Origin of the sequence: Novosphingobium sp. PP1Y (genome assembly GCF_000253255.1) — a bacterium.
Classification (GTDB): domain Bacteria; phylum Pseudomonadota; class Alphaproteobacteria; order Sphingomonadales; family Sphingomonadaceae; genus Novosphingobium.
The window spans coordinates 2,526,037-2,540,933 of record NC_015580.1 but is presented as its reverse complement, the minus strand read 5'-3'; the positions used below and the strand labels follow the sequence as shown (position 1 = coordinate 2,540,933).

General features: G+C 60.5%; 17 protein-coding genes. 14 read left to right on the top strand and 3 right to left on the bottom strand.

The window, feature by feature from the left end:
• The first annotated feature begins 121 nt into the window (after positions 1–121).
• The 4 genes from PP1Y_RS17980 to copD all read left to right on the top strand — a co-directional run bounded on the left by PP1Y_RS17980 (position 122) and on the right by copD (position 2,880).
• The gene (locus PP1Y_RS17980; protein ID WP_013833501.1) at positions 122–826 is read left to right on the top strand and encodes a trans-aconitate 2-methyltransferase; all 705 of its coding nucleotides are present in this window, start codon (positions 122–124) and stop codon (positions 824–826) included.
• A complete protein-coding gene (locus PP1Y_RS17975; RefSeq protein ID WP_041558976.1) occupies positions 823–1,290 on the top strand; it encodes a DUF411 domain-containing protein in 468 nt (155 codons plus the stop codon). The genes PP1Y_RS17980 and PP1Y_RS17975 overlap by 4 nt, the downstream gene beginning before the upstream one ends.
• 266 nt (positions 1,291–1,556) lie before the next feature.
• Positions 1,557–1,940 (top strand): copper homeostasis periplasmic binding protein CopC, encoded by a 384-nt coding sequence (copC, locus tag PP1Y_RS17970; protein WP_013833499.1) that lies wholly within the window; start codon positions 1,557–1,559, stop codon positions 1,938–1,940.
• 4 nt (positions 1,941–1,944) lie between these two features.
• Positions 1,945–2,880, top strand: a complete 936-nt coding sequence (gene copD, locus PP1Y_RS17965; protein WP_041558975.1) for a copper homeostasis membrane protein CopD — start codon at positions 1,945–1,947, stop codon at positions 2,878–2,880.
• 12 nt (positions 2,881–2,892) lie between these two features.
• Here the strand turns inward: copD and PP1Y_RS17960 are convergent, their stop codons facing one another.
• Together PP1Y_RS17960 and PP1Y_RS17955 are read right to left on the bottom strand one after the other, a co-directional pair.
• Positions 2,893–4,176, bottom strand: coding sequence for a hypothetical protein (locus tag PP1Y_RS17960; protein ID WP_013833497.1), 1,284 nt, complete (start codon positions 4,174–4,176; stop codon positions 2,893–2,895).
• A 127-nt stretch (positions 4,177–4,303) separates the two neighbouring features.
• Entirely contained in the window at positions 4,304–4,942 is a 639-nt protein-coding gene (locus tag PP1Y_RS17955) for a cytochrome c (protein WP_013833496.1), read from the bottom strand.
• Positions 4,943–5,109: 167 nt separating this feature from the next.
• Between PP1Y_RS17955 and PP1Y_RS17950 the strand changes: the two genes are divergently transcribed.
• Positions 5,110–6,225: a hydroxyacid dehydrogenase gene (locus tag PP1Y_RS17950; RefSeq protein ID WP_232512438.1), complete on the top strand. Its 1,116-nt coding sequence runs from the start codon at positions 5,110–5,112 to the stop codon at positions 6,223–6,225.
• Between the two features lie 13 nt (positions 6,226–6,238).
• On the opposite strand, the gene PP1Y_RS17945 is transcribed toward PP1Y_RS17950, so the two are convergent.
• On the bottom strand, positions 6,239–7,069 hold the full coding sequence (locus tag PP1Y_RS17945; RefSeq protein WP_051010071.1) for a universal stress protein: 831 nt from the start codon (positions 7,067–7,069) through the stop codon (positions 6,239–6,241).
• A 189-nt stretch (positions 7,070–7,258) separates the two neighbouring features.
• Between PP1Y_RS17945 and PP1Y_RS17940 the strand changes: the two genes are divergently transcribed.
• From PP1Y_RS17940 to PP1Y_RS26165, 9 genes are all read left to right on the top strand, one after another.
• On the top strand, positions 7,259–8,818 hold the full coding sequence (locus tag PP1Y_RS17940) for a PAS domain S-box protein (protein ID WP_148275005.1): 1,560 nt from the start codon (positions 7,259–7,261) through the stop codon (positions 8,816–8,818).
• The gene (locus PP1Y_RS17935; protein WP_013833492.1) at positions 8,808–9,428 is read left to right on the top strand and encodes a response regulator transcription factor; all 621 of its coding nucleotides are present in this window, start codon (positions 8,808–8,810) and stop codon (positions 9,426–9,428) included. Before PP1Y_RS17940 ends, PP1Y_RS17935 begins: the two co-directional genes overlap by 11 nt.
• A gap of 108 nt (positions 9,429–9,536) precedes the next feature.
• Positions 9,537–9,959, top strand: coding sequence for a response regulator (locus PP1Y_RS17930; RefSeq protein WP_065762415.1), 423 nt, complete (start codon positions 9,537–9,539; stop codon positions 9,957–9,959).
• Between the two features lie 713 nt (positions 9,960–10,672).
• A complete protein-coding gene (locus PP1Y_RS24755; protein ID WP_232512437.1) occupies positions 10,673–11,227 on the top strand; it encodes an RNA polymerase sigma factor in 555 nt (184 codons plus the stop codon).
• A 250-nt stretch (positions 11,228–11,477) separates the two neighbouring features.
• Complete coding sequence (locus PP1Y_RS17920) at positions 11,478–12,089, top strand: LemA family protein (RefSeq protein WP_013833488.1); 612 nt, start codon at positions 11,478–11,480, stop codon at positions 12,087–12,089.
• 14 nt (positions 12,090–12,103) lie between these two features.
• A complete protein-coding gene (locus PP1Y_RS17915) occupies positions 12,104–12,889 on the top strand; it encodes a YgcG family protein (RefSeq protein WP_013833487.1) in 786 nt (261 codons plus the stop codon).
• Positions 12,816–13,574, top strand: a complete 759-nt coding sequence (locus tag PP1Y_RS17910; protein ID WP_148275004.1) for a TPM domain-containing protein — start codon at positions 12,816–12,818, stop codon at positions 13,572–13,574. The genes PP1Y_RS17915 and PP1Y_RS17910 overlap by 74 nt, the downstream gene beginning before the upstream one ends.
• A gap of 94 nt (positions 13,575–13,668) precedes the next feature.
• Positions 13,669–14,040 carry an MFS transporter gene (locus tag PP1Y_RS26645; RefSeq protein WP_041558974.1) on the top strand — a complete coding sequence of 124 codons (372 nt, stop codon included), beginning with the start codon at positions 13,669–13,671 and terminating at the stop codon, positions 14,038–14,040.
• A 423-nt stretch (positions 14,041–14,463) separates the two neighbouring features.
• Complete coding sequence (locus PP1Y_RS26165) at positions 14,464–14,886, top strand: YHS domain-containing protein (protein ID WP_013833485.1); 423 nt, start codon at positions 14,464–14,466, stop codon at positions 14,884–14,886.
• Positions 14,887–14,897: the final 11 nt, after the last annotated feature.

Genomic DNA, 14,897 nt, shown 5'->3' with positions numbered 1-14,897 from the left:
TTTTTGAGGGATCATACTTCCGCAGGCGTAAAGGCAATGAATCGAGCCGAGCCCCTCTCGTTCAGTGCCAACTTGGCGGAGAGATCGTGTTCCACTCCAATCATCGGGGACTCAAGCAGAGATGGAAGCTTCCAACACAGCGGCGAAGGCGGACCATGGCTACACGCCTCCTCTTGGTCACCACCTTCTGACACCGTTCTATGATCTGGCCATTCGCGTGTGCACGTCGGAATCTGCGTGGCGCGGCGCCATCATTCAGCACGCGCGATTGAAGAAGGGGGACAGATTGATCGATGTCGGCTGCGGCACAGGGAGCTTGTTGGCCGAGCTGACGCAGTCTTGCCCAGATGCCGACATGATCGGCATCGAACCCGACGCCCAGGCTCTGGCTCTTGCGAAAAGGAAGTTTTCAGGCGTCGCCAATGCGCCGCGCTGGCACAATGGCTTTCTGGACAGCTTGGTGCCGGAAGCAAACTGGCGCGCAGACAAGATCGTCAGCAGCCTTGTCTTCCATCAGGTCCCCTTGGTGAGCAAGAAGTCGCTACTCGACCAGATGATTGGCTTCCTTGCGCCGGGAGGTGAGTTGCTCATCGCCGATTATATGCGGCAGGACGGTCGGCTGATGCGCGCTCTGTATCGCAACAGTGTCCAGCGCCTGGACGGCATTACCGATACGCAGCCGAACGCAGACGGAGCTTTGGAGCAGTTGCTCCTGAGCCGATTTGACGACGCTCAATGCCTGGAACGCTTCAACACACTCACAGGCACCATTTCGCTCTGGCGCGCAAGGAAGATCCGACAGGACAATGAAAGGACCAGCCGATGATTGGCAATTTCTCCAGATCCATACGCGGAACGAGTGTATCCGGTCTGCTCATGCTCGGGCTGGCCGCGTGTTCGGCCGGAGCTCAGGCGGCCAGCTACACGATGTATCGCGATCCCCAATGCGGTTGCTGCGAAAAATGGGCGGCCCACATCCGCTCGGATATGAAAGCGAAGGTTTCGGTTGTGGACACGGCAGACATGACTTCGCTCAAGGACCGCAAGGGCGTCCCGCAGCAGCTTCGCTCATGTCATAGCATGGTTGTCGATGGCTACGTAATCGAAGGCCATGCGCCGGCGCGCGATATTGCCAGACTGCTCCGCGAAAAGCCTGCAGGTGTTCGCGGACTTGCCGTTCCCGGCATGCCGCTCGGCTCGCCCGGGATGGAAGTGGGTGGCCGCATCCAGCATTACGCAGTCATCGCCTTCGGCCCCGGCGGAACGAAGCTCTTTGCCAGCTACCCCTGAAGGCCCTTCAAATATTGCGAAACCGGTGGGGAGTTGGAACTTGCAGGTAAGGTATCGGTCTTTCCACGCCATCCAACGGATCCTGCGTGCGTCAATCGGGCGCATTCGTGCGAATGCGCGGCAGAACCTGTTACCTGTCAATATTCTAATGCCATTTTGTCGGACAAGGCGGCCTCAAGCCCGCAAACAAAAATTTTTGCCCCTCATGTGAGGGATTACCCCGCGACGCGCGTATCAATCGTCGTTGCCGCCAAATGGAGTATGCCATGACCCCCGTTCGCACATTGCTCGCCGCTTTTGGCCTCGCTACCGCACTCATCAGCGGAACCGCGGCCCAGGCCCATCCCAAGCTAGTCTCATCGACCCCCGCAGCCGATGCGACCGTGGAGAGGCCGGCGAGGATCGAGTTGCGCTTCAACGAAACGCTCGTGAACCAGTTCTCAGGCATCGACCTCGTCATGACCGACATGCCGGGTATGAAGATGCCTCCAATGAAGATTGCGGTCGATACCAGCGTGGGCGCCGACGGCAAGACGCTCGTCGCGGTTCCCAAAAGTGCTCTGCACACGGGCACCTACAAGCTCGACTGGCATGCCGTTACCGCGGACACCCATCGCGTAAATGGCACATTCAACTTCAAGGTGAAGTGAGCCTGTGCCTGACGTGGCCGCCGTCCTTATCAGGTTCGCGCTTTACATGGACCTGATGCTGCTCTTCGGTTTGCCGCTCTTCGCGCTTTACGGCCTGCGCGGCGTGGAACGGTCTCCCGAGGCCGCTCTCACGCTGCGCAGGCTGGTGGGTGGAATTGCCTTCATCGGTCTGCTCTTGTCGGGCCAGGCGATTGTATCGCTCACCGCTTCGATGAGCGGCGTGGCTCCTGGCGAAGTTGACAGCTCCGCACTGCGCCTGGTGATCGGTGGCACGAGCGTCGGGACGACATGGCTCGTCCGCATCGGCGCGCTGTTGCTTTTCCTGGTCATAGCCCTGAGCCCGCACGGATTGCGCACGGGCTGGATGTGGCTGCTGTCGCTGTTGGGAGCGGTGGCGCTTTCGAGCGTCGTCTGGACAGGGCACGGCGCGATGGACGAGGGATGGGTTGGTCTCATTCACCTCGGTGCCGACATTATTCATCTGCTAGCCGCGGGTGTGTGGGTGGCAGCGCTGCTGGCGCTCACCACGCTGTTATTCCGGCCGCATCGCCGCATGACCCAGGCTCATGTCGAATTCTCGCATCGCGCATTGGCAAGCTTTGCCGTGGTCGGAACCGTTGTCGTCGCGCTGCTGGTTCTGACGGGCGGCGTGAACAGCTGGCTTCTCGTCGGCCCGGAGCGCTTCGGTTCGCTGCTGGGATCGCTCTACGGCCAGCTCCTGCTGGTCAAGCTGTTGCTTTTCGGAGTCATGCTGGGACTCGCCGCCGCCAACCGCTTCTATATGACCCCTGTGCTCGAGGCGGCCATCGCCTGCGGCGATCACATTGGCGCGGTCAACGGGCTGCGCAAGACTCTCCTTACCGAAACCACCTGCGCGATCGTAATCCTCGGCTTGGTAGCATGGCTCGGCATGCTCGAGCCGCCGATATCCGGGATGTAGCCCCGTTCGCCCTCAGGGCAACCGATGCGCAATCGCCTTGATGGCCTTGAGGCCGGAGCCAAAGCGGGCGATCGCCTCGCGGTGCTGCTCGAGTTCGCCATAAGGGAGATAGGAGATATCGAGGTCGGCGACCCGGCTGAACGCCGGACGGCGTAGTTGGGCGCGGACATCGGCCTCGCGCGCGTCCGGCGCGACGAGAAACAGCCCGGCGGAGGCGTGAAGGTCTCCGCCGCTCAGCGCCAGGTCGAGCATGCGGACAATTCCTGAATAGATCGACGTCGAATGCTCCACTTCGAAAGCCGCGGTGACATTCGCATTGCCCCGTTCGAGCCAGAGGACGTCGATCAGACGGATGGAATCTCCGCCGGAGGCGGTTGCGACGGCATTGGGTAAATGATCGAGACAGCGTGTCCCAAGCGGCATGCCGTCGTGAAGCCGCCCCCGGTCGTTTGCGGCGATCCAGACATCATAGCCCAATGCATGACCAAGATCGCGCAGCCAGGCCTGGATCTCGGTGTGGCTGCGATCACTTTCGTTTTGGGCGATCGTCACCTTGTCGAGCTTTTGCGCCTGCGCTCGCGCCTCGTCGAGCCGGGCCAGCCAGTCGCCCGCCAGAGCCTGAGCATCGTCGGGAGGCGGCGGCGGATAGCGGCCGTAACCCACATCAAACAACAGCCCGCCGATCGCGCCCAGATCGTTCGAAAGCAGATTGCGGTAGCGGTCGTTGAGATCGAGGATGCCGGAGCGCATGGCAAGAAAATGCTCCCAGCTTCCAAGCTTCACATTGGCGCCGGAGAGCGCATTGTACCCCTTGACGATGGCCGTGTTGAACGGGGGAACCAGCGTCGGGTGCAGAAAGTAGAGCAGATTGGCCACCGCCGGACCCAGCCCCTTGATCTTCAACCGGTCGATAGCGTGGATGCCTGAGATGATCTCCTCCGCGTTGTCGCAGCAAGAGCAATGATGAAGCAGCCGCCCGAAGGCGCGCTGGTTGTCCGGATTTTCGTAAATGTCGGGGATCCGGAGCTTTGGCTTCCAGAGGAAGGCGTGATCGGCGCCCTTGAAGATCTGGCGCTGTTCGGCCACCGAATGCACAACCGTCTCGAGCGAGGATCCGCGGTAGGCGACACCAAAGCGGCCCGCCTCGATCTCTGCAACGACTTGTGCAATCCCGCGCCGGATCGAGCGAAAGTTCTTCAAGCGCTCGTCCCAGAGGAACCAGCTCCGGTAAGTTGCTCCCGGATCCTCGCGCCAGCGACCGATCAGTTCGCGGACCAGATCGCGCCCGGTGTTCATACAGATGGTCCCCCTTCGACTCGTCGTGCCTACGGCATTATATTTCGACGTAAATCGATCGCGTCCAGTTATTGGGATCTCAAGTCCCAAGTTGAAGACGGGCGCTGCTTCCGGCTTTTGGAAGGGGTCAATGCGTTCCCTCATGATGCGAATCGGGGTGAGCATCGTCGTGCGGCTTTTTTGGCGTCCCCTCCATTTCGTTCATCATCATCGCATCATGGTCCTGCGGTGCGCTTTTTATCACCGCTTGATATTGAGCGGGTGAAAGCTTCGGGAGTTGCTGGACGAAGGCGACCATGTCCCAGATGAGCTTGTCGTCATGGGTTTTGCCCCATGCGGGCATCGCGGTCAGCTTGACACCATGCTTGATGATCCAGAATTCCTGTGCCGGCGTATGGTCCGATACTCGGGCGAGTTCCGGCGCCTGTGGGTAGAGGCCCTGACTGATTTCGGTCTTCTCCATACCCGGCGCCAGATGACAGCCGCTGCACATCTCTGTGTAGAGGCCCGCGCCTGCGGAGACGCGCTTTGGATCGGCCAGATCCCTGGGCACGGCGATCGACCGCGCGCGGGTGGCAATCGACTGGTCGCGAAGATTCTCGATGAGCCAATAGGTGAAGCGATAATGGGGCGCGTCGGCAGCGATGTTGTACACACCGAGATAGATTGCGATGCCACCCAGTCCGGAAAGGATCAGAAGGGTCAAGATGATGAAGGTCGTGCTCGGCAAATGGTGCCGCAAGTCGATGTTTCGCAAACCAGCCATTGGCTATCTCCCGTGACAGCGCCCGGATTGGGCGTCAAATGAGAGGCACTGCTTGCCGCGCCTACTTTGAACGTGATACGCGCGCCGGTGCAAAATCCCTCAAAAGGCAGGCGCTTTTTTTCGAAACCGGGGTCCGGTGGGTTCCGGTCGGCCTGTAACCACAGGGTTTGTCGCGCGTCCGAGTAGATGGAGACGGTCGCGCATCGCTTTTGGCTGTCTTTCGCTACCTAATCGGGCAAGAGGGCCATATGAAGTTGATCGCATTCGAAACCGAAGCTTGGGAGGCTGAGGCGTGCCACGCCCTTCCGCCGGAGATCGAGTTCACCTGCACCGAGGGCGCGCTCGACGAGACCAATGTCGCCGCTTACCACGACGCGGAAATCATAACCGTTTTCGTCCATTCGAGATTGACGATACCGGTTCTGGCCCAGATGCCACATCTCAGGCTTATCGCGACGCGGTCGACCGGTTATGATCATATTGACCTGAACTTTTGCGCAAAGGCGGGCATCGCTGTCGCGAATGTGCCCGGTTATGGCGATGTGACTGTCGCCGAGCATGTGTTTGCACTACTGCTGGGCTTGGCGCGCCATCTGCCTGCCTATAGCGAAAGGGCTCGGCACGGTGATTTCAACCCGGCCGATCTGCGCGGGTTCGATCTGTTCGGCAAGACCATCGGCGTGATCGGCACCGGGCGGATCGGCCAATGCGTCATCCAGATTGCCCGCGGTTTCGGAATGAAAGTGCTCGCCCATGACATCGCGCCTCGCAACGAGGTCGCTGAGGCTTTGGGCTTTCGCTATGTCGATCTTCCTGTCCTGCTTGGTGATGCCGACGTCGTTTCTCTCCACCTGCCTGCGACGCCCGGCACGAAGGGCATGATAGGTAATGCCGAATTCGCACTGATGAAGAACGGAGCTGTCCTGATCAACACGGCGCGTGGCAACATCATTGAGACTGAGGCGCTCGTTCGGGCCATCACCAGCGGCAAGATACGGGCAGCGGGTCTTGATGTTCTTCCGCAGGAACCGCTTATCCGGGACGAAGCCGAGGTCTTTCGTGGACGTGAGATTGGGGCGGACGCACTCAAGGAACTGCTTGCTCATCATGTCTTGGCGAGCGCTTCCAATGTCCTCATCACGCCGCACGTTGCCTATAACACTGAGGATGCTCTTCGCCGGCTCATCGACATGACGATCGAGAACATTCGTGCCTTTGTCGCAGGTCATCCGATCAACCTTGTGGCGATGGACTCGGGGCAGGCCCGTGCGGTGAACGGTTGAAGCTCTGGGACCGTCAATGCGACAGAAGTAGTGAGATCGGGCAATCCTGCAGCATTGCGCGCGTGACGCCTCCGAACACCCGCTCGCGGAAGCGCGAATGGCCGTAGCCGCCCATGACGATACAGGAAGCGCCCAGTTCGCGGGCTGAGGCCTTGAGCGTCTCGGCCACCGATGGTTCGGCTTGCCGTTCGTGTATCTCCACATGGATCCCGTGCCGCGAGAGGTAACTGGCAACTTCGGCCGGTGGAGAGTCGAGGGGGTCTTCCGTGATCGTCACAACATGGATGCTTGCTGCTGCCCTGGTCAGCGCGAGGCTGTGGCGGACCGAATTGGCGGCTTCCACCGTCCCGTTCCATGCAATCATGACCGGGCTGCAGGGGTCGAATTGCAGCGTATTGCCGGGAACGGCGAGAATGGGAACGTGGCCATGCACGAGGAGGGCTCCGGCCACGGAAAGGTCCGGTGCCTCGTCTCCGGTGCCGACAACGATCACATCGGCCAACAGCGCCTCGCGAAGGATCTCGATTGCCGTGTCCCCACTCCGGACCCGCCAGTCCCAGGAGACCATATCGCTGTTCAATCTCGCTTCCAGAGCAGCGCGCAGCTCGCGTGCGGGCACTTCCACGCTGTCAATGAAGAGATTGAAAGTTTCCGGCGATATCGCACCATCGGCAGGAAAATACGGCGTCGGCGTCACCTGCAGGCAGATCAGATGCCCATCTTGATAGCGGGCCAGCGACAAGGCCGTCTGGAAGCGGGCTTCCATGCCAGGGTCGTCCTCGACATGCAGTAGGATGTTCTTCACGCGCGTCTGCTCTCTGAATGATGGCGGCAGCAGGATCAATGCCGCCCATTAGACGCTCCCGGATTCCGGAAATTACAGCATCAGAAATTTTTTTCGTCCCGCCATAAGGGATGTGCGTCCGGGCTGCGTATAGCCCATTGGGATCACTCCTTGTCCGCGCGGAGCTATGACGTGCGTCCACGATGCCGGCGTTATCAGGCTGAGAGATCGGGGGAAATGGAGCGGCAAATGGAAAAAGATGCACCGAGCCAGTCTGTCGAGTGCAGAGACAAGTCGGCGGCGCCGACAGCGGACGAGGTTCTGCATTTCATCGACCAACTAAATGACGAAGCCATAGTCATGCTCGACCTCGGTGGGCGCATAACGCTGTGGAGCAAGGGCGCTGAGCTCCTAAAGGGATGGAGTGCGGAAGAGGTACTGGGCAGGCACTGGTCGATGCTTTATCCGGCCGCTGCGATTGCCGGAGGCAGGCCAGATCAGATCTTAGAGATCGCCCGAACAGATGGGCGCTATTCTGGCGAGGAGCCCCGGGTTTGCAGCGATGGGACCGAGTTTCTTGCGCACGTGACAGTCTATCCGTTGCTGGACTCAGGCGGTCGTGTGACGGGCTATGGCAAGGTTGTTCGCGACATCACCGAATGGCAGCGTGCCCAGACCGCCTTGCAGACGCAGGAAGCCCACTTGCGCTCGATCCTGGACACCGTGCCGGACGCAATGGTGGTGATCGACGAACGGGGATCGATTCAATCCTTCAGTGCGGCCGCCGAGCGGCTGTTTGGCTATGAGGAGAGCGACCTTCTGGGGCGTAATGTCAGCCTGCTTGCTCCCTCCCCCCATCGCGAGGCGCATGACGGCTATCTCGCCCGGTATCTGGCGACGGGCGAGCGCCGCATTATCGGCATCGGCCGCGTGGTGTCCGGCCGCAAGCGTGATGGCGGCATTTTCCCGATGGAGCTCGCCGTGGGTGAAGTCGTGCAGGACAATGGCCACCGGCTTTTTACTGGCTTCATTCGTGATCTGACGGCCAGGCAGGATATCGAGCGGCGTCTGCAGGATCTCCAGGAGGAGTTGATCCATATTGGGCGCGTATCCGCCGTGGGGACCATGGCCTCAACGTTGGCCCATGAACTGAACCAGCCGCTGACCGCTGTTGCCAGTTATGTGATGGCTGCGCAGGCGCTCCTGGACGCCAATCAGCCGGGCGCCTTGGCAGAAGCCCGTGAGGCGCTTGCCGATGGCATTGCCGAGGCGGTCCGGGCCGGCCAGATCGTGCGCCGCCTTCGCGATTTCGTCGCGCGCGGCGAAACCGAGCGGGAAATTGTCAGCCTGACCAAATTGATCGAGGAGGCCGCGGCGCTTGCGCTTGCCGGCGCAAGCCTGCGCGGCATTCGGGTGGAGATGAATCTCGATCCGGCCGTGACGCGGGTGCTCGTCGATCGCGTGCAGATCCAGCAGGTGCTGCTTAACCTGATCCGTAACGCGGTCGAGGCTATGGAAGGCTGCGAGCGCCGAGAGCTTGTGCTTTCGACGGCAGCGATGGGCGATGAGGAGGTTGAGCTGGCGGTTGCCGACACCGGCGCGGGGCTCTCGGACGAGATTGCCGAACGGTTGTTCGAGCCGTTCAACAGCACCAAGGCGCAAGGTCTTGGCGTGGGTCTTTCCATATGCCGCACCATTGTTGAGGCTCACGAGGGACGTCTTTGGGCAGAGCCGGGTTCGGAGGGAGGCACGGTGTTTCGTTTCACCTTGACGCGCATGGATCGAGCGGAGCCGCAGGATGACCGTTGAGAAGCTTGTCTATATCATCGACGATGACGGCGCCATTCGCCGCTCGACCAGCCTTTTTCTCCGCACTCAGGGTTATGCCGTGGAAAGTTACAGTTCGGGCGTGCCGTTTCTCGAGGCAGCGGGCTCTCTGCGCCCGGGCTGCGTAATGCTCGACGTGCGGATGCCCGAAATCGACGGGATCGCTGTCCTGGAGCAGATGCGTTCCGCCGGAGTGGATTTCCCGGTTGTCGTGATGACAGCGCATGGCGATGTCAGCACCGCAGTCACGGCAATGCGCAAGGGTGCCCACAACTTTATCGAGAAGCCCTTTGAGCAGGACACGATCCTTCAAGCGCTGGAGGAAGTCTTTGCTGTCGCCGAGCAGGCGGATGCTCAGCGGCTTACCGCGGCCGCTGCGTTGTCGCGTATCGAAACACTGACGCCTCGTGAACGGGATGTTCTGGAGGGCCTCGCCACCGGGCAGACCAACAAGATGATCGCTCTTGCCCACGGCATCAGCCCGCGGACCGTGGAGATCCACCGGGCCAACATGATGGAAAAACTCGGCGTGCGCACATTGCCCGAGGCATTGCGCATCGCACTGATCGCGGGTCTCGGCACCGAACCCTAGCCTGCCCACCGATTAAGGAATCGCACTTATACTGCCCGGTTTGGCCCGAACGTAGATCAAGGAGAGCAGCTTTCGCGCTGCCGACACAAATTGTATGGGACGTGCCGGGTGATCAGGACAGACGAGAAGGATGATGCCGACCATTGCGTGCTGCTCGTCGACGACGACCAGGCAGTGCGTCGCTCGATCAGTCTGCTCCTTCGCGCACGCGGGTTCAGCGTTCACGACTTTGGCTCGGCCGCTGAATTGCTGGCCGATCGGGCGTGCGCTTTAAGCCATTGCCTGATCACGGACTATTCGATGCCCTTGATGGACGGATTGACGCTGCTTGCGCGGCTTCGCGAAAGCGGATGGCCGGGGACTGCCATTCTCATTACTGGACGCTATCAGAACGATCTGGAAAAGCGCGCGCTGGAAGCCGGGTTTTCGGCTCTGGTTGAAAAGCCCCTGACCGACGAGAAGTTGGTCGGCTTGATCGCGCAGTGCCTCGACAAGCCGCCATTGCAGGGCGGGTACCGACCTGCGTCCTGATCAGAGCAGAAGCGCCCGTCGAATTGCCTTGCCCGAAAACTTGATGTCTGGCTTTCATCCGCTGTCAGATCTCCCGGCCGAACCCTGTGATCGCGGTCATCCGGACTCGCGTCTCGTGCAACTTCACGGGAGCCATGCCGCTTCGATTACAACGCCAGCGATACGATGTCGCGTAGTATTAGGTAACCGCCCGTAGTCCTTCTGGCAGAAGCGCATGATAGCCCATTCTCATCAGATGAGTGGAGGGCACCATGCTGGCGCAGTTGGGTTCTATTGGATGTCGAATAGAAATCATCAAGATACCTGACAATAATAGCGCGTCTATTTTCAATAGGATGGAACAATCTCCGAGTGCCACGTACAGCATGGCTCTGAAAATTGTTTATGAACTTCGGAATATATTGACGGCGCTGAATGGCGGCGTGCGGATGCCTGGAGCACGCGCCGGTCGGGAACCTCAAAAATGCTGTTCGCCGGCTTTGATCAAGCCCTCCCTTGGCATCCAGCCGTCGAGGCACTCGTCACAAGCGCCACGCGGTGAAACCTGAAGCGCTGCCCTTTGCGGTCCGACTCAATTCAGGCCGCGCCGGGATGGGACCGTCGTCGAAATAGGGAGTATAGCAATGTTCGACATATGCCCTAACAACGAAACTCACACCGAGGAAGGCGATTCCTTTGGTGGGGACGCGGCAGATGAAACGAAGCGCCGGATCGTGCGCAAGGAACTGGCGTCCTGCTATCAACGCTACCGCGTCATGGCGGCGCGGCGCCTGCGTGACGAGATCGCGGCCGATGACGTGGTGCAGGCATTCGCACTCAAGGCCCTGGAGCGCTTCGAACAGCTGCGCGATGTCGAGGCGGTCCATGGCTGGCTTCGCCGCTTGTTCGAAACCACGCTAATCGATTTCTGCCGACGCCGGGGAACTCGCGGTCAGCGGGAGGTGGCATTTGAGCTGGAGATTCACGATCGTCCGCATGAAGCCTTGACGGACAGCGTGCCGGATCCGGAGAGGACGATTGTGAGCCTGATGTCGAACATCAAGCAGGAATATGCAGATGTCATCTACCGGCTCGATCTGAAGGACCAGCGCAAGGAGGATGCGGCGCGGGAGCTCGGCATAACCGTGAACAATCTGACAGTCCGGGCCCACAGGGCGCGTCGCGCCCTTCGTGACGCGATCGAGACCGTATCGGTCTCGTTTAATGGCGCCGCCTTGGCATCGGTAAGTAGCGCCTGTTCGCCGGCATTCGCGCTCGCCAGGTCATAGCCGCGAACCAGAAAGGGTACAGTGTGGGCGATCTGGGCGCCGCCTTGTCAGCGTCACACCAAAGGGTGCACGCCGCGTATGTTGTAGGCGCTGCACCTGCACGCTGATCCAGTAGTCGCTGGCCTTCGCAGAGGTGGCGTAACCCTCCGACGTTTGAGCTACATCAGCTGTAATAACATGTGCCCAACGGCGTCGAATGGTGGACTACCCTACGAGAGAACTCTCTCATTTGCTCGAAAGAAAGGCAGAGATGATTAGTTTGCCGAAGTTCGCCCGTACTTGGGTAATTGCCACCATTGCAGCGCTCGGGCTTACCAGTTGCGGAATCAACTCGGTGCCGACGGCGCAGGAGAACGCAAAGGCGAAGTGGGCCGACGTCCAAGCAGCCTTTCAAGAGCGCGCCAACCTGGTTCCGAATCTCGCCGTCGTCGCTAAGGGCGCGGCCGAGCAGGAGAAGGGCATTCTCACCGGCGTGATCGAAGCGCGCGCCAAGGCGACCAGCATCCAGCTCAATGCCAATGAGCTCTCCGATCCCGCCAAGATGGCGCAGTTCCAGGCCGCGCAGAACCGGCTTTCCACTTCGCTGGCCGGCTTCGGGCGACTGCTGGCCAATGTTGAGGCATATCCCGAACTCAAGAGCATCACGAACTACCAGATGCTGCAGAGCCAGCTTGAAGGCCAGGAAAACCGCATTCGTGTGGCGATCCGCGACTACAATGGTGCGGTTCAGGATTACAATACGCGCGTGCGCACCTTTCCCGAGATGATCGGCGCCGCGATCCGCGGCGCCAAGCCGATAGTGCCCTACCAGGCGGTTACATCCGGCGCCGAAGTCGCGCCGAGCCTCAACGGCAAGCTCTGAGAACGACCTAGGCAATGTGGCCGATCCGTCCCCTCCTCACCCCTATCCTCGCGTTCTTTCTCGCGCTGACCGGCTTTGTCGCGCCAGCGCTGGCCGAGCCGGCATTCCCCAAGCTCACCGGCCGGGTGGTCGACGCTGCGAACATCATACCGGCCGATGTCGAAGTACGGCTGACGCAAAAGCTCGAAGTGCTCGAGAAGAATTCCCGCCGCCAACTAGTCGTAGTGACCATCCCAGATCTGCAGGGATACGAGATTTCTGATTATGGCTATCGCTTGGGTCGAGCTTGGGGCCTTGGCGACAAGCAGCGCAACGACGGGGCCCTGCTCATCGTTGCCCTCAGCCAGCGCAGGGTTCGTATCGAGGTTGGCTACGGTCTTGAAGGAATTCTGACCGATGGCCTGTCGTCACTCATCATCGAGAAAACGATTATTCCGCGCTTCAAGGCGGGCGATATGCCCGGCGGCATAGAGGCCGGCGCCGATGCGCTGATCCGTCAACTGACCCTACCAGAGAGTGAGGCACGGGCCCAGGCAAAAGCCGCCGACCAAGCGGCAGAGCGATCGCAGAGCGGCACTGAGTTCGGACCCGCCTCGCAGTTCCCACTACTGATTTTCGGCATCTGGGCGCTGATGGCGTTCGGCGGCCATGGCCATGGCCGCCGGCATCGGCATGGATCGGGCCTGCCAACATTTCTTTGGGGGTTTGGCTTAGGAGGACGCGGCAGTGGCGGCTCTCGCGGAGGTTTCCGCGGTGGTGGCGGCTCATTTGGCGGCGGCGGCGCATCTGGAGGCTGGTGAGATGATATTAAGTAATACCGAAAACCAGCAGGTCGCGGATGCCATCCACCGCGCGGAAATCGGCACCTCCGGTGAAATCCTGTGCGTCTTAAGCGAGGCTGACAGCTACTATCCGCATGTGGCGCTGGGCTGGGCTGCCGCTATTGCCCTGCTTATACCCTATCTTCTGTGGCTCACGGGAATCAATATCGGGATGATGATGCCCCCTGGCTGGCAGCCTGGTCATTGGGAGGACGCAATGACGATCGCCTATCACCGTTTCGGGCTCGGATACACCGTACTACCTATCGCGTTGTTCATCGTGACATATGGCCTCACGCTTGTCCCGCCGGTTTCTCGGTTTCTCACGCCTCAGCGCGTTCGGCGCAAACATGTCCATAACTCGGCGCTCGAGCAATTCCGAGCCATGGGCTTGCGTCGGACCGCTAGGCGCACCGGCGTGCTCATCTTCGTCTCGCTCAGCGACCGGCAAGTCGAGGTCATCGCCGATGAGGGAATCTACACGAGAGTTCCGCCAGATGCTTGGGCCGATGCGGTTGCCGCCATAATCACCGGCGTCAAGCGCAAGGAGATAGCAACAGGTCTAGTCGAAGCCGTCGAACGCGTTGGGACACTGCTGGCGACACATTTTCCGCCAAGCGCGGAGAACCCCAACGAGCTGCCCGACAAGGTCATCGAGCTTTGAAGCGCTACTAGGACCGGCTGATCTGCATGCGGGCATCAGAGCCGCTATTCATCGCGGGAGGATACGGAATGACGCCTGAGCTGTTTACCACCAGATGATGTCTCCGCTAGCATCCGGCCCCCTGGCGCTTGCCTCGCTGCTGGTTGCGGTCTTTGTCGTCTGGTTCGGCTGCAGTGCCATCCTTCCCATTCTTGCATCCCTTATCCAGGCGGCTGATGCAACCCTCGCTGCGAGGGCGGTAGCCAGACACACGGGTATGGCGTCCTCGTTGTACACATTTGCCTTCTTCCTGTTTGTTCCGATGTGGGGCTGGCTCTCGGATCGGCACGGCCGGCGGTCGGTGATCGCCGCTGGGCTGCTGGGCTATGGTGTCAGCTTACTTGGCGTCGCTTCGCTCGGAGGTATTATCGGCCTTTGCTGTCGGAACCATTCGCTGCTGCGATCAGCCCTGTGGCATCGGTCATGATGGGCGACAGCGCCCCAAACAAGGCGTGGCGGGCGCGACGGACTTGCCTGGCTCGGCATCGCAGCTGCGGCCGGTTTGTTTCCGGGGTCGGCCGAAGGGGCTTGCTACCGCAGCTCGTTCGAGAGCTCAGTTGGCCTTTGCCGCAACGGCGGCACTGGCCATCATCACCGGGATTTGCTCCCTCATGCTGCTTCTCCTTCACCTACCCTCCGCGACAACGCGCCTTTTTGAAGGCGGAGCAAAATTCGCCCAGACCGACCTCACGACTGTAACGAGATCAGCCCGACAGCGTCTCTTCGTTGGAGGCCATTGAGCCAGAACGACACTGGAAGCGGATCGCATGACCGGTCGGGTGCGCCTCTCACATACGGGAAAGGCGTTCCGCGAGCGCCAGGTCCAAAAAGGGAGTGTGGAGGATTCGAGATGCAAGAGCTGACGCAGAATTGGAGCTGGATCCTGATCGCCATTGCGGTCGTGGCATTCTTTCTCTTGCGGCGAGGCCGCGGGCACGGCGGCTTTGGTCATGGCGGACATGGCAGCTTCGACCTCGGCGCCAATCATGGGCATCATCACCATCGCGATTCGGATGATGCTGCTGATCGCAGGGCCGCGCCCTGGCCGCAGCAGCTCCCAGAGACCGTGGTGGATCCGGTGAGCGGAGCCGCGGTACGCACGGCTGACGCGATCACATCGGTCTATCAGGGAAGAGCATATTATTTCGCGTCGAAGGAGAACCGCGACCGTTTCGAGGTCGCGCCGCAGAATTACGCCAACAAGGTGCAGGGAATCCCGGTTGGAGGCGAAGATGGTGGCGGGCGAACTCGCCACCGGCATCACGGGTGTTGATCACCAACTGG

Excerpts from the sequence above, each read along its gene's own strand:
- PP1Y_RS17980 (WP_013833501.1), top strand. The coding sequence starts at position 122 with ATGGAAGCTTCCAACACAGCGGCGAAGGCGGACCATGGCTACACGCCT.
- PP1Y_RS17975 (WP_041558976.1), top strand. The coding sequence starts at position 823 with ATGATTGGCAATTTCTCCAGATCCATACGCGGAACGAGTGTATCCGGT.
- copC (WP_013833499.1), top strand. The coding sequence starts at position 1,557 with ATGACCCCCGTTCGCACATTGCTCGCCGCTTTTGGCCTCGCTACCGCA.
- PP1Y_RS17960 (WP_013833497.1), bottom strand. The coding sequence starts at position 4,176 with ATGAACACCGGGCGCGATCTGGTCCGCGAACTGATCGGTCGCTGGCGC.
- PP1Y_RS17955 (WP_013833496.1), bottom strand. The coding sequence starts at position 4,942 with ATGGCTGGTTTGCGAAACATCGACTTGCGGCACCATTTGCCGAGCACG.
- PP1Y_RS17940 (WP_148275005.1), top strand. The coding sequence starts at position 7,259 with ATGGAAAAAGATGCACCGAGCCAGTCTGTCGAGTGCAGAGACAAGTCG.
- PP1Y_RS17935 (WP_013833492.1), top strand. The coding sequence starts at position 8,808 with ATGACCGTTGAGAAGCTTGTCTATATCATCGACGATGACGGCGCCATT.
- PP1Y_RS17920 (WP_013833488.1), top strand. The coding sequence starts at position 11,478 with ATGATTAGTTTGCCGAAGTTCGCCCGTACTTGGGTAATTGCCACCATT.
- PP1Y_RS17915 (WP_013833487.1), top strand. The coding sequence starts at position 12,104 with ATGTGGCCGATCCGTCCCCTCCTCACCCCTATCCTCGCGTTCTTTCTC.
- PP1Y_RS26645 (WP_041558974.1), top strand. The coding sequence starts at position 13,669 with ATGATGTCTCCGCTAGCATCCGGCCCCCTGGCGCTTGCCTCGCTGCTG.
- PP1Y_RS26165 (WP_013833485.1), top strand. The coding sequence starts at position 14,464 with ATGCAAGAGCTGACGCAGAATTGGAGCTGGATCCTGATCGCCATTGCG.